Source organism: uncultured Dysgonomonas sp. (assembly GCF_900079725.1).
GTDB lineage: Bacteria > Bacteroidota > Bacteroidia > Bacteroidales > Dysgonomonadaceae > Dysgonomonas.
The window spans coordinates 3,685,463-3,709,834 of record NZ_LT599032.1 but is presented as its reverse complement, the minus strand read 5'-3'; the positions used below and the strand labels follow the sequence as shown (position 1 = coordinate 3,709,834).

The following is a 24,372-nucleotide window of genomic DNA, read 5'->3' as shown; positions in this document are numbered from 1 at the left end:
TTGATAATTGTCATTCCCATCCCGGATTATTAGGTTTCAGATTCGGATTTAACTCCATCTGCCGGTATGGAAGTGAGAACAGATAATTTTTAGGACTTGAGAAAACACGGGAATCGTCAAATATAAGGAATCCTTTATCATCAAATTTGGTAGTTGCTGAAAATACTGCCGGATCATAAGCATAGTCCTTACGGATACCTTTCATAATTCCTTTTTCCTGACGATCAGGCGTTTCCGATTTATCTACTCCCAATTCGTATCCTTGTTTCCATCTCATAAGGTCATACCAGCGATGCCCTTCCATAAATAGTTCCACACGGCGCTCACGCTGAAGTTCCGTTTTCAGATCCAGTCCGTTACTTTGCAATTCTGTAAGGATCATTTTCTTCATCCCTACTCTGTCTCTCAATTTATTGATCGTTTTATCAATAACATCCTGATCCAAAGAATTCAAGTTGAACATGGCTTCAGCATAGTTAAGAAGCACTTCTCCGTAACGGATAAAAACTATATCATTATCATCCTGATTGTAAAGAGGAACCTTCGATGGCTCACAATATTTACGAATATAGTAACCTGTATAAGTCACAGCTCCTTTACCGTCATTATTGAACTTAGGTGAACGGAAAATATTTGTTTTAGATGCGTCTTCGGCAGCATTTGCCGTACCTCTGCCGTCTACTTTCCCGTACCATTTGTCGTATCCGGGGTAAACAAAAGACTGTTTCAACCGAGGATCCCTGTTAACGAATACACTATCATATGCACTATAAGCCGGAGTATATGTTCCATCACCTTTGTACAGTTTTGATTTCTCGATAGGCAAACCATCGGTACACAGGTAACTATCTACCATAGATTTGGTTGCATTAAATCTTATAATCTGGTCAGGAACCTGTAATTCGCGACTCAAATTATGTCTTGTCGGAGATGGCAAATCAAAATTATAGACATAGGACAAAATAGCTTCTTTATTAGCGGCTTTACGGGATGCCCTACCTTCGAATGTAAACAAGTCGAAATAGTCCTGATTCGGACGTCCGGTTGTATATAGTTCGTGATAAGCATATTCTCCACCCGGCATAAGAGCTTCGCAAGCTGCTTTTGCTACAGTCCATCTTTCATTTTGCAATGCAACACGTGATTCCATTGCTTTTGCAGCAGCACCTGAAATTCGGCCAAAACTGGTAGTTGCGGGCTCTATATACCGCGGTAAAGTTTTTGCGGCTGCATCCAGCTCTTCCAACATAAAATCTACTATTTGACTGCGGGAAGTACGGGCATCAAACAATCTGTCATCACCCGGAGGTAACGGTTCTGTAATAAATGGTACATCGCCCCAGAAACATGTAAGATAATAATAAATAAACGCCCTCAGGAATCGTACTTCTCCTGCATATTGCTCCAGTTTTTTAGAGTCTACAATACCTTCGGCCCGTTTATAATTTGCCAGAAAATAATTACAGCGTCTCAATTGCTTGTATGCATCTTTATAACGACCGTCCAATGTAGAAAAATCCGAACCATACAATCCGCTACCTACCTGTCTCCAGCCACTGAGAGTATACCATAAAGCATTATCACTCAACCCTTCCGAGATATTAATCATCATATCTTTTCCTATCAAAGTCCAGTAACAGCCATTTGCCGCGTTTTTGACCTGCAGCTCCGATTCCCAAAAATTAGCATCGGTAAGTTCATCTAACGGAGCCTTTTCCAGAAAGTCATCATTACAGGAAAAGAGTATAGCTGAAAATACGAATATAAAGATGTATGTAATATTCTTTTTCATAATCAAATGTGTTTTTAATGAAGACTTATATTTACACCAAATACGAAAGTTTTTATCTGAGGATAATTACCTCCACCCTGAATAGGAGTTTCCGGATCGCTGGAAGAGAAATAGTCGGAAATTGTAAACAGATTATCTGCCGACACATAGAAACGGCACTTGTCTATTCTCACATGTTTTGTCCACTTTGCCGGCAATGTATAACCAATCTGTATATTTTTCATTCTCAGATACGATGCATCTTCAATCCAGAATGTAGAAAAACGTTGGTTATAACTCTGATTATATGTGAAACGAGGGTATTTTGCATTCGGATTCGGATTAGACGCCTGGTAACGATCCTGATGGAAAGTCTGAGGATATGTCGACTGATCGGTAAAGGCATGGCGTGCAGGCCCGTAAATATATCCGTCTACTTTACCCACTCCCTGAAGCAAGAAGCTGAAATCAATACCTTTATATTCTATATCACCTTTCAGGCTAAATGTATAACGAGGGAGAGAGCTTCCGACAACTTTTCTGTCATTATCCAAATCAATGGCACCATCTCCATTAAAATCTTTATACTTTATATCTCCAGGTTGTACCAACCCTGCATCACCCGACATAATAGGGAACTTCGGATTCATATATTTACCCCTTGCCGCATCATAATATTCAAAATCGGTAGGCATGGCTATACCATCGGCTACCAAGCCATAAAATGCATTGTATGTTTCTCCTTGTCTGGTTATAGTGTATGTTCCGATTTTTTCCGATTCCCAGTTTGTGATTTTATTTTTCACATCAGCCAGAGTAAACCTTAATCCGTAGTTGATATCAGATCCTACTTTATCTCTCCAGTCTACCTGTATTTCCCATCCCTTATTTTCCATTTCGCCACCATTTTCATCCATATCTTTTAGGAATCCTCCGACTGCAGGCTGCTCACGGGTATACATTATTCTTTTTGTTTTTCGCAAATAATAGTCTCCCGAGAAAGATAGTTTATTGTTCAGCACATTGATATCCAATCCAATATTGGTAGTATGCACCATTTCCCACAGCAACATAGGATTACCTATGTAAGTCTCAGCATACCCGTCATTTGGAACTGCTCCTAATGCCGGTACCGACACATAACCTATACGGGAAAGATAAGGGTAGAGGTCTGAACCTGTAGAATATTGATTACCAAGTATACCCCATGACCCGCGCAATTTTAACTGATCCAGGAAGCTTCTGAAATTTTCCATAAAATTCTCTTCGGAAATACGCCATCCGGCAGAGAAAGAAGGGAACCATTCTCCACGATAACTTTTATCGAAGCGGGACGTTAAATCGTAACGAAGATTCGCTTCCAATAGATACTTGCTCTTATAATCATAGTTTAAACGCCCGAATCCTGAACGCATAGACCAATGGCTGGCAGCAGACGAATTTGCCTGAGTATCGGCAGATCCGAATTCAAGGACAGGATCTTTTTCCGTGATCAGATTTTTTCTCGAAGCATTAAACTGATCACTCCTTTGCCATTCCTGCTGATAACCTAACATTACCTGGAAGCTATGATCCTTGATTTTCAGACTATAGTCTGTCTGAATAAATAAGTTCTGGCTAAGAGTCCTGTAATCGCGGTTCTCTATAGAGTTTGGTGTATTGGTTGTATACCATATTTCATCTGAATCCGGATAGTAGAAATTAATAGTTTTACTAAAAAGATTCCTGAAACTGTTAGATTGACGGGTGATATAATTTGCAGAGGCCGTCCAGCCTTTCATTATAGCTGCTTCTACTGTAAAGTTACCGGTAAACTCATTCGATCTGAAGTTCTGACCACCGCCATCTGTAAGATATGCAACCTGGTTACTTTGTCCTCCTCCGTATCCCCATTTTCCGTCAGTAAAACGAACCGGAACTAACGGGCGGGTTCTCATTGCATTATACAAAGATCCTGCTGTGAGATCAAAAGAAGCATTAGGTGCCGTAAAGTTTCTCTCGATATATCCCATATTGGCCGTAATATTAAATATATCCGCTACTTTTGTATTCAGTTTTAAACGGACATTGTGCCTTTGTGAACTGGTCGACTTCCCTACAGTCAAGCCCTTCTGATCAAGATAACCGTAAGATATCAGATAGCCCATATTCTTTGCTTTGCCGTCTACACTTGCATTAAAATTGTATTGCGGCGCCGAAGATTTAAATACGGCATCTATCCAATCGGTGTTAGCATAATAATTAGGGTCTGAACCGTCAAGAACTTTTTGTATATCCGCAGCTGTATAGTTCTGATTACCTCCGATATTTGCCTGAGCCTCATTTTCCCAAGCCATAAAAGTTGGGCTGTCCGCCATTTTAGGCATTTTGGTTGGCTGCTGTATTCCTATATAGGAATTGATATTGATATGAGGGGCACGTTCGCCGCCTTTTACACTTTTGGTAGTAATCAATATTACCCCGTTTGCAGCACGGTTTCCATATATCGCCGCCGAAGCAGCATCCTTCAATACAGAAATACTTTCTATATCGTTCGGGTTGATAATATTCATATCGCCTTCAGCTCCGTCGATGAGTATCAATGGACTATTATTGGACACAGAACCAATACCCCTGATCTGTATCGACGCATTAGACTGTCCCGGCAAACCTCCGTTTGCGCTGGCTGTAACAGTCATACCCGGTACCAAGCCTTGCAGACCTGTAGATACATTAGTGATCGGGCGTTTATTCAGTTCTTCGGGTGTGACCACACCGACAGAACCCGTCAGGTTAATTTTCTTTTGTGTACCATATCCAACTACCACTATTTCATCCAGCAGCTTATCCAAAGGCTGTAATATAATATTAAATTCGGCCTCATTCCTGATCTTTATCGACTCTGTCTGGTAGCTCACGTAAGAAACTTCCAAAACTGCTCCTACAGATGCTTCGATAGAGAATTTCCCATCTATATCCGTTAAGGTGGCAGTAGTTGTTCCTACTATTTTCACTGTGGCCCCAATCAGAGGTTCTCCCTCGGTATCTGTCACAGTCCCTTTTATCGTCTTTTTATTTGCAGGAGCCTGCTGTGAGCCTGGCTTCAGGATTATTTGTCTGTTCAATATTTCGAAACTAATACCTTTGCCATCAAATGCTTTTTGCAAAATGGCCGATACTGTTTCATTTTTGAAATTTGCAGCAATTTGCTGGTTCATATCAATCGATGAATTGAAAACAAATGTATAATTCGTTTTCTTTTCTATCTGAGTTGTCAACTCTTTAAGTGTCATCTCTCCAGCAAGGCTGATTTTCGATAAGGTTTGATTTGTATTTGCTACTGAAGATAATGAACAAAGAGAAAACACGAAAAAAGACAAAATTGCGATAAATCTAGTCGTTTTTATCATAGTTTAGATTGTTAAATTTTTGAATAAACTATTATCTTTGCAACAGACAATCGAATAATAACCTTTTACTAAGAATTTATTCTTAGCAATTTATGCGTGGTATTATAATCGAATTGTTGCTTGAATCGGGTTAAGAAATTTGGGGTTTCTTAGCCCGTTTTTTCCCCTCTCTACTTATATCTGATGATCACCTCCTCTCCCTTTATTTTATAATTAATCGGTGTTATCTTATTTATTAACTCGAGTATTTCTGTTAGCGATTCTGTTTTTATAGTCATCCAATAGTGTTCGTGCGAAATTTTACCTTCCACCGTAATATTTACACCATACCAACGCTCCATTTTAGATATGACTACCGGCATAGGATCGTTTATAATTTTGAGTTGTCCGTGCCGCCATATACCATCTATATCCGGATCACAAGCTTGGATTTTAAAATTATTATTATCTTTATTTATAACTATTTTTTCATTAGGCTTCAATACTCCGAATATCTTGTCATTTATCTTTCCTACAGAGACTTGCCCGGTCATAACAGAGACTGACATCTCCTTGTCCCGTTGATAGGCTTCAACATCGAACGAAGTCCCCAGCACACTCACTTGTATATCATTAATTACCACCTTAAAGCTTAATTCTACATTCCTCGTCACATCGAAGAAAGCTTCTCCATCCATTTTTATATTCCGGTTATCCACACCATAATCGGTATTATACGTTATTCTTGTACCCGAATTTAACCAGACCAATGTTCCATCCGGCAAAAAGAGTTTTGTCTTTTGTCCCGGAGGCGATTCTACCGTAACATCTTTTTGGAAAGAGGTCGTTGACTTCATCTGAAGAAAAGAGAAAGAAAAGCCTATGAGCAAAGCAATAGTTGCAGCAATACCGGCTACGGTTAAGAGTGTTTTTCTATTATATGATTTCTCTGCAATTATATTTACTCGCGCATCTTCTTCTTTGGTATCATTTGAAGATACTGCTATGCGCTCTTTAAAAAGATCGAAAGCCTTGTCTTTATCATATTTTTGGCTCTCCTTAATATATTCAAATGAATAGTATATTTTTTTTATTTCCTCAAAGTAGGATGCATGGAGTTCGGATTCTGCTAACCAAAGTTGTAGTTCATCATTATCTTTTTCCGAAAGTGATCCTTCCAGAAAATCTATAATAAGTGTAAGCTTATGCTCGTCTATATTGTGGTATTCTTCCATTTATATATTGCTTATATAATTAAAGACAAACCAAAATGAAAAAAGGGTAAATCAAAACAGATCTTTTTTCATTAAAATTAATAAGAAAGGTATTAATACATTTATATAGTCTTTCAGATCGTTTCGCAAACGCGACAATGCAGCCTTCATATGATATTTTACAGTATCTACCGAAACATCAAGAGTCTGTGCTATTTCATGATACTTCATATCAGAAAACCGACTCAACTCAAATACCCTGCGGGTTAAGTCGGGCATATTTGCAAGGGTATCCTTAATCTTCAGGTCAAGTTCTCTTTCTATCAGCTTTGTTAATGGGGAATTTTCCAGATAAGTCAGTACATCCGTATTTTTTTCCATCGATGACTGAATCTCTGATTTTATAATCTCCATTTTTTTCTCTCTTATCAGATAATTTATCGACGTGTTCTTTACTGCACTCATCAGATAACCGCGCAAAGAACTATTGATTATCAGATTATCATGTTTAGACCAAATAGAGAAAATGACATCCCCTACAATCATTTCCGCTATATAAACGTCTTTCACATACTGATAAGCATATGTACATAAAGCTTGATAGTGATGATCATATATATACTTATAGGCATCCTCTTTTCCTGCAATTAAGTCTTTTATCAGATCTTGCTCCTTATTCATGATGCAAAAATATCTTTTGTGCTTAGCTTGTCTTAGTTATAGTTTTTTACAAAAGAGACTGATACTGCACGTTGGGTTTATCTACTTCGTACCTGTTTTTGACTCTGCAAAAGTATTCCATTATCCATCTTTTGACGTTTCTTTTTAGTTTCTTTTTAGTCTCTTTTTCGTTTTTTTTTTTCTAATCTTCGTTTTTCGTTCATCATAATTGCCAAACTGGCAAAGCCAATCAACTCACAATTATTGCTTTAGAGAAAAACAAGTCAAATAAAATAGCTCCTAATAATTGAACCGGATAAAATTGAAACAGGCTTCTGGCTTATTGTCTCAAATTTAGTTTTTTTTCTTCAATAGAAAAACTTTACTTTTATCTTTAACTTGATATATACTGCCTCTTGTTATTTTGCACACAGTATATGCAATAGGTAAATAAAGTAAATATATACTAGTAGGCATCTATTAAAATTTAAGGTAGGCATTCATATAAAACGAAGAAAACGATTAGACCCAGGTTTCTTATAATGAGACAAAAAGAGGCTGAAAATTATAATTTTCAGCCTCTTTCAATTTGATTTTTTAATAATCAGCTAACGATCAATCTTTCAATTGCATTTTCCTCTAATTTCCTGATTGTCCTCTTTGATTAGCTAAAGTCCCTCCTACCTGATATTCAATTCCATCTCTGATATAATTCCATTTCAGATAGAAAATTCTCATTTTAGAATCGTAATATCCACTACCATCTTTTACTGTTAGTTTCGAAGTATCCCATGCTCCTATATCCAAAGTGTTATCATCCTTTACTGATAATGTCACACAATAATCAGCAATATTATTTTTCTCTTCTGTAACACCTTCTCCAAAGAAACGAACTACCTTTTCGCTGACGGCTTTTACTGCCAATATTTTCCCCATAGCCACACTGTCTGTCAATGAACCGTCAGGTTGCACCGTGCTCCGGTACGCATCGAATCTATAATTATCCGAATATTCATTGATCAAATTTACAGCCATAATCAACACTGTGTCTACTCTTCTGTAATCGTACTCGGATACAGACATTATTTTGAAAGGCAGTGCATAAATAGAGTCACATTCTAAGTCGACAGATCGAATATTAATGGGTAATCGTGCGTAAGTCCCCCCTGCTTTTATCGTGGTAGTAAAATCACTTATTTCATAAAAAGAAGAAGGCATAAGACGATTTTTTATAGCACTGGAAGATACATATACACGGTTATATTCGTCTATAACCCCGGGAATATCATCAGTAAGTTTTACAACTATATCTCTATCCGGAGGCAGAGTGCCTGATACAGCAACTGAAATAAACGCCTGTGCATAGCCTTCATCTTTACAATTAAGGTCAAAAGTTGTATATCCATTGCTATTATGCTGTGCACCAACGATAGAAACCTGCTTCATATATTGCTCCTTATCAATCGGATTCTCTTGTTCGCAGCCGGTACCCCCTACCACTATTATTATAAGAATCAAGTAGCTTAATAAAATATTTAATTTTTTCATATTCTAACTCTTTTAACAGTTGTCTTACCAACCTGGATTTTGAACTAATTTTGGGTTCTGCTTCATTGCACTGTAAGGGATAGGCCAGAAGTAATTTTTTAATGAAAATTTTCTTGCTGCCAATGGAGTAATAAGTTCTGTTTCTTTAAAAAATTCTTTACGATTGGATGAAGGCTGATAAACATTCATTCCGGTTACTCTCTTATCGTATGCATCCTGTGCATCTCCCCATCGCCTCAAATCGAAATAACGGCGTCCTTCACAGAAAAATTCGACTTGTCGTTCCCGCTTAATAATTTTACGGGCAGCAGTCTGATCGGCAATATCGGAATCTTTTAGTCCCGGAAGGCCTGAACGGTATCGTATCTGATTTAGAGCCGACTTTATTTCAGCTAAATTTCTGGATATCGTGTATTGCTTATTATCTATATCAATAGTATGTGTTTCGTTAATTTCATTAAGCGCCTCTGCATAATTCAATAATACTTCGGCATAACGATATTTTGAGAATGTTTTGGGCACAATTACTGTCCCGCTTATTCTACTGTCTGACGGATTTATATATTTGACAAGTGTATATCCGCTATAATTGAAATTTAATTTCTGAGATTCGTGAGGATAGGCATTTCCGTCTGAGTAATAAGTTACTTCAACATTCTTATAGCCTCCCGAGCCCTGATAACCCAAACATTTCCAAAAACGATGACAAAAACCGACTGAAGCATAAAAACGCATCTCCATATTATTATACATTTTAGGCGCTGCGGACTTCAGTGCATATCCACTAAATTCCTGTTCATATCCAATGGGCTCTGATACTTGATCAGCTGGTATATAATACGGACTGCTAACATCCGTCCGCGGATCTGTTCCATCTTTCCTTCTGAAAGCATCCACGCCACCTTGTGTAATATTCAAGCTGTTGTGTCCTCCCAAGAATACGGGGGTTGCCTCTTTACTTGTCCAGTCACTGTTGGCTTCAGCCCAAATCGATTCTTTATTATTCATAAGAGGTACTTCTCCTGTAAACAGGTCGGAATAAGAACGAAAGATGTCTATATCCCCTGCACCATCAGGGTAATCCTGCTTGGATACAGAAGGGTCTAGCACCGGTGAATCCGCCAGTTTTTTGTATGTATAAATACTATAACGTTTCGACTCGATAATCCGTAAAGCCGCAACAGCAGCTACTGCCCATTTTCTATTGTCGTTTGTTTGCGATATAAAGTGTGTACCATCCGACCGTCGCCAGTTAGAATATCTGGTATTTCCGTTATACCAGGGGCTGGCTGCTATTAATCTCAAGCGAGACATAACAGCTAAAGCCGCTCCTGAAGTAGGCCGGTATGGCTGTGTGGTGCTAAAGTCTTGAGGAAGATAAGCTGAAGCTTTTTCCATATCACTGCATATTGCTTCTACACAATCATCATAGCTACTTCTTTCATATGTGAGGGATTCTGCACTACCATTTATGTCCAGCGGTGTTTCAGATAGAATTGGAATTGGCCCGTATTGCAGAAAGAGCATAAAATAATAATAGCCTCTCAGAAAATAAGCTTCACCTGTATAATTACGGATATCAATATCTGTAAGGTCAGGCACTTCATTTATGCGTTGCAGTATAAGATTAGCCGCGCGTATACCTTTATACATATCCACATATCTGTTGCTACTTTCCGTGTATTGTGTTTCAAATCCCAAAAGAAATGGCATGAAAGGATGTGCCGCGTCATTCCATGAAGAGAAGTTCTCATCAGAGGCACCTTGAAAAGGAAGTGCTCTTGCCCGCAAATCGTCCGGACTGTAATAGAATGTATTTTCATTTGGCAGCCATGTCGCCGCACCATTTACAAAACTTATAAGATTCTTTTTACTGTTAAACGCAGTATCTAATGTTGGTAAATCATATATGTATTCGTCGATATCCAGATAATCGTTACATGAGTTTACAGTCAGTAAAAGAAATAGGCTTATGATCGCTATTCCGAAAGACTTTTTTATATTTTTCATTTGTTCCGATACTTTAAAAATTAAGATTCAATTGTATAGTATAAGTCCGCTGCAGTGGGTACGCGGTTCCATTTCCAGATGCTGTTTCAGGATCCCATAGTTTCACCTTATCCCAAACGGCCAGATTATCTCCAATCAGGCTAATTGTAGCCGACTTTACATATATGTTTTTCAACCACTTAGACGGCAATGAATAGCTTACTTCAACATTCTTCAGACGCAGATATCGTCCATCTGCCAACCAAAATGTCGAAGCCCTGTTATTATTATCATTTCGCCCATAAGTTAACCTCGGGAAACGCGCATTTGGATTTTCGGTTGAAGGGTTACCCGAATATTCGGAAGGTATCCAACGATCATTCTGATTGTTGACAATGGTTAATACATTTCCTCTATCTCCGGATTCGAAAGGATAATAACCGGGGCCTCCGTAGAAGAAGTTTACACGACTCACTCCGTTAAAAAATGCGCTTACAGAAAGGTTCTTCCATGTATAAGAAGCTGCAAAGCCATATTGTAGTTGCGGCACATTTGCGTAAGACAAAGGAACCTGGTCTTCGTTATTGATAATACCATCTCCATTTACATCTTGATACTTAATATCTCCCGGTCTGATTTCCGAGCCAAACTCCTGCTTCGGACTACTGCGAATATCATCTTCATCCTTAAATAAGCCCAGCGCAACCAACCCTCTTTTAACATCCCATGGATAACCCACAAATGACTGGTAAGGGTAATTAACTCCCGCTTGCTCGTAATGTGTAACCTCATTTCGGGAAAAAGTCAGATTGCTCCTTAATGTAAAAAACATATCTTTATTGATAGTCTGAGTCCATGCTATATTTCCACTCATACCCCACGACTTCATAGAACCAACATTTCCCATGGGTACACCGGCACCGACTTCATTCGGAATGTTTTGGCGTTCCTGGAATATTCCTTCTACTTTCGATCTGAAAAAGTCCGCGGTAATATCTATACTTTCATTCAGTAATTTCGCATCCAACCCCAAATTGGTCTTCTTGGTCTTTTCCCAGGTAATATTATCAGAACTTGCAGTCCCTTCTATCCATGAAGATCCCCAAGAACTGGAGCCTGACTGGATGACACTTAGATAAGGAAACCTGCGATTTTCTATTTTTGAGTTTCCTACAATCCCGTATGATGCCCTTAGTTTCAAAAAAGATAAGAACGGAACATTTTCTTTCATAAATTCATAATTTGTCGGTATCCAACCTATAGACGGAGCTGGAAACCATCCATACTGATGTCCGGGTTTGAAATTTTCGGAACCTGAATACCCAATATTGAATTCGGCAAGATATGTATCTTTAAATCCATATGTTACCCGCCCTGAGATTGTTTGATAACGAACTGGAATTACGGCATCAAAGTTCCCATTGTTATCGCTGTTAGTATCTTCCTGCCTGTATGCGTGTAAAAGTCCGCCTATACGATGATCTCCAAAAAGGCGATTGTAATGCAACGATGCTTCCATATAATCGGAACGCCACGTCGCCGAGCTTTTTCCCGGTTTGGGTTGAACCAGATCCGCAGTTCGAACCAATCGTAAAGAGCCATCGTTGTTCCGTCCGTTCGAACGGTATAATTCAGGTCTTTTTTCACGTGTCTCTATTACTGCATTATAATGTGTGATAGAATACAATGCAGTAAATGATAGACCTTCGGTCAGCATATCCAGTTTCTGGTTCAGACTTAGCACAACTTTCGATCTTACATCTTTCTGTTTTTTATATCCGCTATGATTTAACAATACATAAGGAGTCATTTGATCGGCCTGAATTCCAATGCCGCTCAGTTCCCCTGTCGAAAATCTAACAGGGATAAGTCCCGGAGGCAACATCGCCTGTTGTTTCCATAGGTCATTTGAATCTCCGATATTAGGTCCATAATCTGTAGTCATTATCGTTTCTATATTCAACCCCAGTAAGGTAGACTTAGTCAGATTGGCATCAACATTAGCTCTGAAATTATATTTGTGCCAGTCGAGGTTGGAATCATATTTATTTGCAGATTTATCCTGCTTAAATATCCCGGTCTGATTTGTATGCCCGATACTCAGGTAATAACGTGAATTTTCACCACCACCCGATACACTCAAAAACTGCTGACTGTTATAGGTCCTGTCTTTTAATATTTCATCCGCCCAATTTACATCCGGGTATAGATCAGGGTCAAGTCCGGTTTCGAATAATCGGATTTGCGCATTGGTGTATATTGGTGTTAAATCTCTATTAAAACATGCTTCATTAGCTAATCGTGCATAATCCGCAGCTCCTACATATTTTTGTTCTCGGGCACTTTGAGACATCGTAAGATTTGCTTTAAAGTTTATTTTCAACTCACCAGCTTTCCCTCTTTTGGTAGTTACTACTACTACTCCATTGGCTCCTCGCACACCGTATACAGCAGTTGCCGAGGCATCTTTCAATACCGAGAAGCTTTCTATATCTGCAGGATCAACATCGTTAAGATCGCCTTCTACACCATCAATAAGTACCAAGGCACTGGCATTGGCACCGAATGTACTTATACCATTTACCCAGAATTCAGAATTAGAGCCACGTCCGGGTTGTCCACTACGCTGTACCGCGATAATACCGGGAACACGTCCTGCCAACATATTAGTCAATGATACATTCGGGACCTGCAGATCATCAACCTCAACTGTAGTAATAGAGCCTGTTACAGAAACTTTCCGGGCAGTTCCACGGCCAGTAATCACCACATCATTCATTAAGGTTGTCTTTACCTTAAGCCCTATGCGTAATCTCGATTCCGACTTGGAAAATGTTCGCACTAAGTCTTCATAACCAGTGTAGCGAAAAATGATGTCTGAATTTGCTGGAATATTTCCAAAAGAAAAACGCCCATCTACATCAGTAGTTACTCCTACATTAGGATTATCTTTAAGTAAAACGGTTGCCCCAATCAAGGGTTCACCATGTTCATCCATAAGTATACCATCAATTTGTATTTGATTATTTGATGATTGATTTTGCGATGATAGCGGAGAAAAGAACATACCTCCGACTATTAATATAATTATTAATATATAATATTTCATATTATGCTATATTCAATAGGTTTATTAAAAATTTGGTAATTAATCGAATTACTCTATTGCTATTTTGCGGATTGTACCGAAAGAATCCGCAGAACTTGTCACATAAAAGTTTCCTTCTTCATCCATATTTATCCCATAAGTATCCCTGAATGTAGCTTCTTTAGGCAAGCCATCTTTATCTCCATGAACATCAGGTTGGCCTGCTATGGTTGTTACAATTTTTGTTTTGTAGTCGATACGTCTAACAGTACCTGCCCGCACATCAGTGAAATAAATATTGCCTTCTTTATCTGTGGTTATACCGGCAGGATGAGGTATACCTGCATCTTTAGCCAGGCCATCATTATAGTTAAAGCCATGGAATCCCGCATAATTATCAACCTTACTTCCATCTTTACTTATCCGATAAATACCTGATAAGTCAAATCCTCCGATATAAAAGCAATCTTCAAAATGGCTATAAGTTATACCACCCCAATATCCTACAGAACTTCCGACACTACATACTTTTTTAATATTAGAAGGATCGTCGAGTTTCATTTTCCACACCTCGGCATTCAATGTTACATAGAAATATATCCACTCTTCAGTATCATCGAGAGTACAGGCAAACAAATCTTTATCTATATTAATGGTAGAGGTTACCAATTCAGGTCTCCATAAAGCTTCTTTCCTATACTTATACAAAGCATGAGGATAGCTTAAGGTGACTCCATACACAGTTTTACGATCTTTGCTCATACATCCGTTCAGTATTCTCACACCGTTTTGTAAGGTGACAACTGTATTATCTTTAAGTGAAATAAGACGGGGGTTACCATCTCCGAATGTAATGAGACTGCCCCCATCGACACAAAATACGGCAAACATTCTTCTAAAAAGAGCAGTAGACAGAGAACCATCCGTATCACCTCCTTTATCGGGCTGTCCCGTAACAAGGGATACCTGTTCTTTTACAACATAGCGAAATTTTTTATCAGAAAGATGCGATTCCTGATTTCCAATTTTTACATATATATCATTCTTTCCATCCGGTTGTCCGGGAGGAACAAGACAATAAATAGAACTTCCATTGGCTCCAATAACTGTAGCCGGAATCCTCTTGTCACTAAACTCGACACGAATCAGAGACGTATCGCTTCCAAAATTGATACCATCGATAACAATCTGGGTACGAGCCCCTCCCGAATCGGGAACGAAAGAACTAATTCTCATTTCCTTGTTAGGATCATAGATTTTTCCGGGATCTGCATTATCATCTTTACAAGATACATTTAGACCCAGATAGATAATTAAGATTGCTAAAATTGTTTTTTTCATAAGCAATTAAGTTAAATTAGATTTAGTATTTATTCTTAATGACAACAATAGGACTTTGTGTTTTTCTATAAATTGCTTGTTATCAGTTTTAAGAAAATATTATATATGGTCTGTTAGTTGTCGAATCAGAAATTAAGAGATAACATGGGCCTTGGTAACTTTTCACAAAAGCCACCAACCCATCTTTTTTACTTTAATAATCAATACCTTACATTACATAAATGATCATCGATTAGATGGAATTAATTGAATATAATCCAGTCCAAACATATACCTGGCCCCTTGGGATAGTTTATTTGTTCCTACTATTTCGATGCGTAATTTTATTTTACCATCTACAGGAGCAAATATTCCTAGATTTAGTGGTTCCGCATGTTTCACAGTTTTACTGTAGCCGTCAAAATTTAGATTTAAAGGTTTACCATTTATTACAAATTTAATAATACCGTAATCAAAGGATTGGGTAGCATATAATATCATTTTATATTTATTCTCTCTCAAATCATCTAATTCAAATTCGACGTAATCTCCTACCCTTCCATTTGGAGACAATAAATGCGCAGCCCGACTCCATTTTCCTTCCCATGAATCTGATACATCCTGTTTTTCCAATTGTAAAGAAGGAGTTTTGTGAGTTGCTTTCAATGCTTCGAATTCTATACTATTGACTATTCTATAGTTTGCCGGATTTTCCGGTGCCGAAACTAATTTTCTTTTGGCCTCATCAATGCCGGATATTCCTATAGCCTGCGACTTGTAATCACCATACCAGTATGTAGTAGTAGCATAATCGACATAGCCGCTCTGCCAACCGATCATTTCAATATCAAATTTGAGTTTTTCTTTAAACGGGATACCATCCAGATTACGTGTACGAAAAAAAGCGTTATAGCCATGCGAACTTACCATATCGGCACGGGGTGCTCCACCAAATGGTGTATAAAATGGTATTACAGGAGCCCATGAACTATTGTAATAGTCCTCGGTACCAGTGCCGAAATGTGAAGGAAAAGTATCATTATCTACCCATATTTTTTCATCTCCTTCCCCATACCAACGAGGAGCATGATTAAACAAGGATAAGAGATCCCCCTTATATACGCCTTTCCCCGTTATTGTCGCAAAATTCCAGTCTATACATTTATCTGCTTCATCCGGATTGTCATGAATATAAATTCCTCTCTGTTGGCGCCACGAACTATGAAAATAAAGAGAACGGTCGTCCCATTGTAGTGAAGAAACATTTACTTCTAATTTTACATCAATAGGAGAGTCGGAGATATTTAGAAGTTTCAAAACTCCACTTTTCTTGTATGGCATCAACCAACGGCTGATAACATTTCCTTTCCCGTCCGAATCGAGATACCAGCTTTTTACATAAGGTGCGCCCATACCTCCGCCCGAATAGTCACTCAAAGGCACCCATATTGTTTGCTTTCCATCAAATTGAGCACAAAATATAACTTCTCTCATCAGCTGTTCAAAACGGGCACTGTCTTTTATACACGTTTTGAATTTGATCTCATATACGGCATTTTCACCTGCAGGAAGTTGTATAACCAGAGAATCTGATGGAGATAAGTTTTTATTTCCGGTCAGTATCCTGCCGTTTTTAGAAAGAACCGGATTTAACAAAAGATTGTCTACTTCTGCTATTTTTTTCTCAGCCCTTTTTATTACGTTAGCCGAAAAGGTCTCAATAATAGTATTGTCAGGATATTTTCTGTAATTGATCCCATAATATTTAGGAGTCGGATTTATACCAGGCTCGTCCTCAAAAGTTATTCTACAGCTTTTAGCATAGGGTATAGGCAAGAACAGGGTATTACCACCTTTTCCCTCCGGTGTATAACTGGTATGTGGCTGAAGCAAGCCACGTCCTATGCCCGGAATATTTATATTCATAAGATCGTAACCCGAAATAGTCCATCCCGGTATAGATGAGCCATCGAAATAGAAACGCCATGTTCCTCTTTTATCTATTGTAGTAATCCATATACGGGTAATGACTCCCGGTCCTGTTTCATCAAACATTACCTTTTCTATCCTTCCTTCCACTGAGTCTGTTCGTTCAATACCAAAACCATCGTTGTTAGCAAACCAATGAGGATCATCAGGTGATACAGAACGCCTATCGTAGCTACTTTTTTGAAGACAAGTATAGTATGGCTCAGGAAACCGGGATAATTCCTCGATGGAAACCATTTCTTCAAGAAGCGATTCCAACGTAATAGTAATTTTCCGTTGATCACAACTAAGGGTGCTTATAAAAAATATAGTCAGAAAGGCAAGCAGTAGAATGTACTTGATCGGTTTCATAAATATTAGACTTTGGTTATCGAGTGGTTATCATGTTCTGTGTGTCACCCATGCTCCCGAATAAGAACAAACATGGGCTGCGGCATCAACAGCTTTGGTATGTGATTGCGCCAAACTATCTCCGTTTAGCAATGAAGCGATTAATACTCCGGAAAAGCAATCTCCGGCCCCAACTGTGTCGGCCACGATAACTTTTGGTGTTTCTATTACAGAATATTCATCAGGAGTAAAAAGGCAACTATATAATCCGCCTGCAGTGAGAATTACCAGTTTCAAATTGAATTGGGAAATAAACCAACGGCAAGCTTGCTCATTGTCCATATTCAATCCAAACATAGCTTTCATTATCTCTATTTCCTCGTCATTTACTTTAAAAGAATTAGCGAAAGATAATGATTTATCTATCAATTCTTTTGAATAGAAATGTTGCCGTAAATTAATATCATACAGTTTATATGCATCCTCCTTAACCAACTTAAGCAATTCTTCTGTTGTATCCCTCGAAACATTGCTCCGCTGGGCTAAAGTACCATAGCAAATGGCATCAGCTTCCGATACCAATTGCTTCATATTCTCTGTAAGAGGGATATAATCCCACGCTACTTGTTCATTAATAGTATATTGAGGCATACCATTATTTAAAGTTACCTCTACTGTTCCTGTGGGATAGCCTACCCTTTCTATCAGATATTTTATTTGGTTTTTATCTAATTCATATAATAACTCATCTCCCAACGTGTCATTTCCAATAGCACTTATTGCATAGGCGTCTGCCCCGGCCTGAGATGCATGAAAAGCAAAGTTGACTGGCGCACCTCCGGCTTTTCTACCCTCCGGTAACAAATCCCACAATAATTCACCTATACCTACAATCTTTTTCATTATTGTTTCTTTTATAATTTCAGTTCTTTCTCTATTTGTTCCAATGTTTTTCCTTTAGTTTCCGGTATCCACACTTTAACGAATATAAATGCCAGCAGAGTGAAGCCTCCGAAGATAGCAAAGAGATATTCATCACCCAGTTCGGAACGGATAATGGGAGCGAAATAAACCGTAAGGAATGTACATCCCCAGCTTATAGCCGTGGAGAACGACATAGCCAGACCTTTTATTTTTGTCGGATAAATCTCAGAAATGATAACCCACATTACAGGTGCATATGAAGCTGCAAAAAAAGATATATATACAAGTAAGGCTAGTAAGACTCCAATATTGCTCATCGCTTCCCCTGCAAACGCATAAGTCAGATAAGCCAATGCTAACAGCATGCCTACCGCACCCCAAAGAAGCAATGTTTTGCGACCTTTGCGATCTACCAACCAGAGTGCGACCATGGTCATTAATACATTTACTAATCCTACCAACATCGATTGCAGTAAGGCTGTGTCTCCTCCCACTCCGGCTGACTTTAAAATATCGGGAGCAAATATAATAACAGCATTTATACCTGTGATCTGCTGAAAGGCAGCTAATAATGTCCCTATAAGAACGATTTTACCTGTTCTTCCTTTAAATAGCTCCATAAAGGAAGCTTTATCTTTATTTTTCTCGAGAATAAGAGATTCTTCTATCTCTTTCAGTTCATCGGATACAGATATATTTCCGTTTATCTTATTCAATACGTATAGTGCTTTGTCTTTGTATCCTTTCGACAATAACCATCTTGGACTCTCGGGAAATGAGGTAGACAGAAAAATCAGATATAAGAATCCAAATACAGTTGGTACTGCAAGCATATAACGCCAGCTTTCGGCAGATAAACCGAGTAAAAAATAATCGAAGATATAGGCCAGTAAAATACCTATAGTAATGGCAAACTGATTGAATGAAACCAACATCCCCCTTTTATTAGCCGGGGATATTTCAGATATATACATTGGGCCTACTACAGAAGTTGCCCCAACTGCAAGCCCTGACAATATCCTGAAAATAGTCAACATCGTAAAACCTGTGGCAAGCGAACATCCAAGTGAGGAAATTATATATAATACAGCCGTTGCTATCATTACTTTTTTCCGCCCATATCGATCAGTAAAGTTTCCTGTAAAAAGAGCACCGATCAGACAACCTATCATAAGGAAGCCAGCAACAGTACCCAATTTACTTACACTTAAGCTAAATTTGTCTGCAATAAGATCGTTAGCTCCTGAGATTCCGGCCATGTTCAAACCGAAGAGTAATCCGCCGTTAATGGCCACAAAGGTTATCCAATACAAATATTTATTATTCATATCTACAATTAATTTTAAGTCTGAATAGAATATGACTTAAGATTTTTATCTTATGTTATACGTTTATATTATAATAAGTTATCTGCAGGTCGAGTATCGAAATCTCAGCCTGCAGGATAGCCGGGATTTATTGCATCCAGATAGATTTTACATTGAATACCTCCAGATCTTTTATTTCAATGTTATTACCCCAGAAATGGAGTCCTTCCTTATTGTTTATATCGGGCCTTTTTTCCATTGAGTAAGAATATGCACCTCCATCGATAAATACTTCTATAGATGTTTTATCGATATATATGTCAGCCGACAATTCCATACTTGTCATATCCTCAGGAGAATAGAATACTCCGTTGATTTTGGTAGAGTTCAGATCATAATCTATAATCCTTTGTCCGAAGAGATTAAAGCCTGCACTTGTTGCATGAGACAGTTTTATTTTAGCCTTTACTCTTAAGCAATCTGCCGAATAAAACTCTTTGAGCAACTCGTTTGCTTTTCCCGATGTCAGATTATTCCATTTACGAGCCGGAGCGAAAAGCTGTTCGGCTTCCCTTACAGGCATATTAAATAATCTGGGACCATCTTTTGTATTCTTTAACTTCAGTTCAGTAGGCAGAAGCATCATTCCATTAAATGGCATACCCGAATGACTTATCCGTCCCCAGCCAATCTGCACACGCCGTCCATCTGTCATATTGGTAATAGTTTGCGCTGCATATATTGATCCGGCACAATATAAATATTTTCCTTTTTCGGGAGTAAATACTTTTCCGTCAAACGAACCCAGCATATATGTCCCTGACGCTCCGTACATAACCCATTTGGTATTTTCCGGATTATCATCTATTGCAAGCTCGAAGAGTTCGGGACATTCCCAAAATCCGGCAACATGGCTTTCATATTTCCAATCTTTAAGATTTGCAGAAGTATATATAGAGTGTCCATCACGTTCGTTGAGTACCATTACCCAATGTTTACCCGGCGTGTACCAGAATACTTTCGGGTCGCGAGTATCCTGACTATTCCATATATGTTTGGAGTCAATAACCGGGTTCCCTTCATATTTGGTAAAAGTACGTCCCTTATCCAAACTGTAAGCAATAGCCTGAACCTGTTTTTCAGGACCGGCAGCAGTATAAGCCACAATCATAGCCGGATTCTTTCCCTTATTATAGCCTGCAGTATTATCGTAATCTATAACTGCCGACCCTGAAAACATTCCTCCAAGATGATCGGGATACAAAGCACTGGGAAGTTCTTCCCAATGTATAAGATCCTTACTTACAGCATGCCCCCAATGCATATTTTCCCAGTCCCTTTCGTATGGGTTATGCTGATAGAAAAGGTGATATTCTCCATCATAATATATCAGTCCGTTCGGATCATTAATCCATCCGCGACGGGTTGTGAAATGGAATTGCGGACGATTCTTTTCTTTATAGAGACTATCCTGCCCGGCAATAATATCATCCTGATATATTTTGCTTAAAGCCTTATCACTACCAGCATAATTTATTGTGATAGTTTTACCTTTCAGGTCGGAGACATCTTTAAATACCCAATAATCGGCTTCTTCGGGCGCTAAACGAATGACAACAGACAAATCATCCTTACCATCTGTCTTAAATATCATTCTGGCTCTGTCCTGCTTATGCGACACAGGAAAATTCAGATATTTCTTATTGACTTTGATTTTGATTTCCCCGGCTGATAAGGAAAGACTCATAAAAATAAAAAGGCTTGTAATCAGAGCCTTTAATGCTAGTGATTTCATCTGGTATTTTTTAGTATTAAAAATTCATTTAAGTATATCATGATATCGAATTATTCAAGGTCATTGTTTTTCCGTTCATGGTTATAACATTTCGTACTGCAAACATAGGACTTACATTTTTTTATATTGATAAAAAATGTTGCAAATTCTTATAAAAATGTTGCATCCTCTGTCCCCCTATTACAACAACACATTGCATAACAATACATTAAGCTAAAAAGTCATAAAATAATCAGGAAACAATCATATAGAAAAAATCAAAATCGAATAGTATATTTGTATCGATCCTGAAAAACACAGAAAATGAGATTATTTATTCAAAGCGTATTTTTGATCTTAATAAGCGTCAGCTATTACTCCTGCCAACAAAAAAGCAAATATGTTATTGGTGTTTCGCAATGCAGCGTAGATGAATGGCGGGACAAAATGAATATGGAAATGCTGAATGAGGCTGCACTATCCCAAAACATAGAACTTATCATCCTCTCTTCCAATGATGATACAAAGAAACAGATATCCGATATAAAATATTTAATAGATCAGAAAGTAGATTTATTGATATTGACGCCAAATGAAATAGCGCCGATGACCCCGATTATCGAAAACATTTACGACAGCGGAACACCTGTTATTTTGGTCGATCGCAAAATAGACTCGGATAAGTTCACTGCTTTTATCGGAGCCGACAATTATCAAATTGGAACAGAGGTAGGACGCTATGCAGTAAATCTTCTGAATGGGAAAGGAAATATTGTAGAGATAAAAGGTCTGACAGGATCAAGTTCGGCAATAGAGAGGCACCGGGGATTCTATGACATAGTAGAAAAATATCCCAATATGAAAATAGTATTTGAAGGCGACGCCGGCTGGTTTAAAACCGAAGGAGCCTTACAAATGCGAAAAGCATTAAACTCCACCGACTCTATTGACCTGGTTTTTGTACAGAATGACCGGATGGCTAAAGGCGCTTTTGAAGAAGCAACAAAAGAAGACCGGGCTAAAAACATCTATTTCCTTGGAATCGATGGACTTCCCGGCCCGGGAGAAGGGATAGATATGGTATTGCAAAATAAACTGGAAGCGACATTCCTTTATCCGACAGGGGGGGATAAAACAATTCAGTTAGCGACTGATATACTGGAGAAGAAATACTTCAAGAAAGAAAATATATTACCGACTTCGGTTATAGACAAAACCAATGCGAAAATACTAAAACTGCAAACAGACCAGATCGTTGAACAACAAAGCAAAATTGTATTATTGAATCAACGTATCAACAAACAGCTGGAAAAATATATTGCACAGCGGAATATAACCTACCTGATTAGTGTACTGGCTATCCTTTTCTGTATTTTATTGATTGGTTTACTCAAAGCATATCATGCGAAAAAGAAACTAAATAATAAACTTCATGATAGCAATCTGGAAATTATAAAACAAAAGAATGAATTGGAAGCCCATCAGTTACAACTATTAGCATTATCTAAACAGCTGGAAGAGGCTACTCACGCAAAACTCGCTTTCTTCACAGATATATCACATGATTTTCGCACGCCTCTCACTCTTATTTCGGGACCTGTAGATTTATTATTAGAGACTTCGGAACCTCATAAAGAAGGATACAAATGGCTGAAAATAATAAAGAAAAATGTAGATATACTTTTACGTCTGGTAAATCAAATTATAGAATTCAGGAGTATAGAAACAAATAATGCAAAATTAAGTTTATCCCCGAATAACATCGATAGTTACCTTAAAGACTGGAACTTATTGTTTTTACAAATGATCCAGAAAAATAAAATCGAATTCAGCTATCAGTCCGAATATTTTGAACATATGTGTATGTTTGATCTTGAAAAAGTGGAGCGTATATATTTTAATCTCCTATCCAATGCATTTAAATTTACGGGTAGAGAAGGCAGTATTTCTGTTCTTTTATCCAGAATAGTTGAAGAAGAGCAAGCCTATATTCAGATAACGATATCTAACACAGGACAGGGACTATCTGACGATGATATAAATAATATTTTCGAAAGATTCTATAGGGTTGAATCGCATGTCACAGGCTCTGGTATCGGCTTAGCTTTAGTCAAAGCATTGGTAGAACTACACGAAGGCTGTATTGCCGCCATCAGTAAGAATGATCTAACTACGTTTATAGTCAAATTACCATATATAGTCTCCAGGCAAACAATAGATAAGGCAGATACTAGAATTACTTCTTTAGAGCAGGTACATTATGACGATAAATTAACTATTCAGCAGCCTGACTCCAGTACAGAGATAGATAGCAACTATACATTGCTCATTGTGGATGATAATGAAGAAATTCGTTATTATATCCGTTCAATATTTAAAAATAAATATCATATCATTGAGGCTTCCGACGGTGAAGAAGGCTTGCATTTAGCTTACGAAAACAATATAGATATCATTATTAGCGATGTGATGATGCCCAAAATAGACGGTGTAGAGCTATGTACAAAAATAAAAGAAGATATAAGAGTTTGCCACATTCCTGTAGTATTGCTAACGGCATGTTCGTTGGATGAACAACGTATCAAGGGTTTTGAAAGTGGTGCCGATGCATATATCTCCAAACCATTTAATCCCCGCATATTGGAGGTAAGGATACAAAAGATGCTCGAAAACAGGCAAAAAATAAAAAAACACCTGTCAGGAAACATCCTCACCGAAAGCTATAATACACTAAATATAAACACCTTGGATGACGCTTTGATTTTAAAACTTAAAAATTATATTCTTGAACGAATTTCTGATACGAATTTAAATGTAGAAGACATTAGCAGTGAATTTGGACTTTCCAGAGCACAGTTCTACCGAAAAATGAAGGCTATAACAAATCAGGGACCCAACGAATTCATCCGGGCTATAAGGCTAAACAAATCTGTAGAGATACTCAGAACAGGGAAAAATGTATCTGAAGTTGCCTACGAAGTAGGATTCACATCACCGGCTTATTTCACCAAATGTTTCAAAGAATTCTTTCACAAAAATCCGTCCGAGATCAGTTAATTAGTTTGCTCTTCGAATAATTAATGAAGTATT

General features: G+C 38.0%; 13 protein-coding genes. 1 reads left to right on the top strand and 12 read right to left on the bottom strand.

What is annotated here, in order from left to right; translation table 11 throughout:
* Positions 1-10: 10 nt before the first annotated feature.
* The 12 genes from QZL88_RS15495 to QZL88_RS15440 form a co-directional block, all read right to left on the bottom strand.
* Positions 11-1,792, bottom strand: coding sequence for a RagB/SusD family nutrient uptake outer membrane protein (locus QZL88_RS15495; protein ID WP_296942568.1), 1,782 nt, complete (start codon positions 1,790-1,792; stop codon positions 11-13).
* 14 nt (positions 1,793-1,806) lie between these two features.
* Entirely contained in the window at positions 1,807-5,160 is a 3,354-nt protein-coding gene (locus QZL88_RS15490; RefSeq protein ID WP_296942566.1) for a TonB-dependent receptor, read from the bottom strand.
* Between the two features lie 170 nt (positions 5,161-5,330).
* Positions 5,331-6,374, bottom strand: a complete 1,044-nt coding sequence (locus tag QZL88_RS15485; protein ID WP_296942564.1) for a FecR family protein — start codon at positions 6,372-6,374, stop codon at positions 5,331-5,333.
* 51 nt (positions 6,375-6,425) lie between these two features.
* Positions 6,426-7,034, bottom strand: coding sequence for an RNA polymerase sigma-70 factor (locus QZL88_RS15480; protein ID WP_296942562.1), 609 nt, complete (start codon positions 7,032-7,034; stop codon positions 6,426-6,428).
* Positions 7,035-7,652: 618 nt separating this feature from the next.
* Positions 7,653-8,561: a DUF4361 domain-containing protein gene (locus QZL88_RS15475; protein WP_296942560.1), complete on the bottom strand. Its 909-nt coding sequence runs from the start codon at positions 8,559-8,561 to the stop codon at positions 7,653-7,655.
* Positions 8,562-8,585: 24 nt separating this feature from the next.
* On the bottom strand, positions 8,586-10,571 hold the full coding sequence (locus QZL88_RS15470; protein WP_296942558.1) for a RagB/SusD family nutrient uptake outer membrane protein: 1,986 nt from the start codon (positions 10,569-10,571) through the stop codon (positions 8,586-8,588).
* 13 nt (positions 10,572-10,584) lie between these two features.
* Positions 10,585-13,659 carry a TonB-dependent receptor gene (locus QZL88_RS15465; RefSeq protein WP_296942555.1) on the bottom strand — a complete coding sequence of 1,025 codons (3,075 nt, stop codon included), beginning with the start codon at positions 13,657-13,659 and terminating at the stop codon, positions 10,585-10,587.
* 48 nt (positions 13,660-13,707) lie between these two features.
* Positions 13,708-14,979, bottom strand: a complete 1,272-nt coding sequence (locus QZL88_RS15460) for an IPT/TIG domain-containing protein (protein WP_296942553.1) — start codon at positions 14,977-14,979, stop codon at positions 13,708-13,710.
* A 225-nt stretch (positions 14,980-15,204) separates the two neighbouring features.
* Entirely contained in the window at positions 15,205-17,298 is a 2,094-nt protein-coding gene (locus QZL88_RS15455) for a glycoside hydrolase family 172 protein (protein ID WP_296942551.1), read from the bottom strand.
* Positions 17,299-17,328: 30 nt separating this feature from the next.
* A complete protein-coding gene (locus QZL88_RS15450) occupies positions 17,329-18,180 on the bottom strand; it encodes a carbohydrate kinase (RefSeq protein WP_296942548.1) in 852 nt (283 codons plus the stop codon).
* Between the two features lie 11 nt (positions 18,181-18,191).
* A complete protein-coding gene (locus tag QZL88_RS15445) occupies positions 18,192-19,529 on the bottom strand; it encodes a sugar porter family MFS transporter (RefSeq protein ID WP_296942546.1) in 1,338 nt (445 codons plus the stop codon).
* Positions 19,530-19,656: 127 nt separating this feature from the next.
* Positions 19,657-21,303, bottom strand: a complete 1,647-nt coding sequence (locus QZL88_RS15440; protein ID WP_296942544.1) for a GH32 C-terminal domain-containing protein — start codon at positions 21,301-21,303, stop codon at positions 19,657-19,659.
* 303 nt (positions 21,304-21,606) lie between these two features.
* Here QZL88_RS15440 and QZL88_RS15435 point away from each other — a divergent pair, with 303 nt between their 5' ends.
* Positions 21,607-24,339: a substrate-binding domain-containing protein gene (locus tag QZL88_RS15435; protein WP_296942542.1), complete on the top strand. Its 2,733-nt coding sequence runs from the start codon at positions 21,607-21,609 to the stop codon at positions 24,337-24,339.
* The last annotated feature ends 33 nt before the right edge of the window (positions 24,340-24,372 follow it).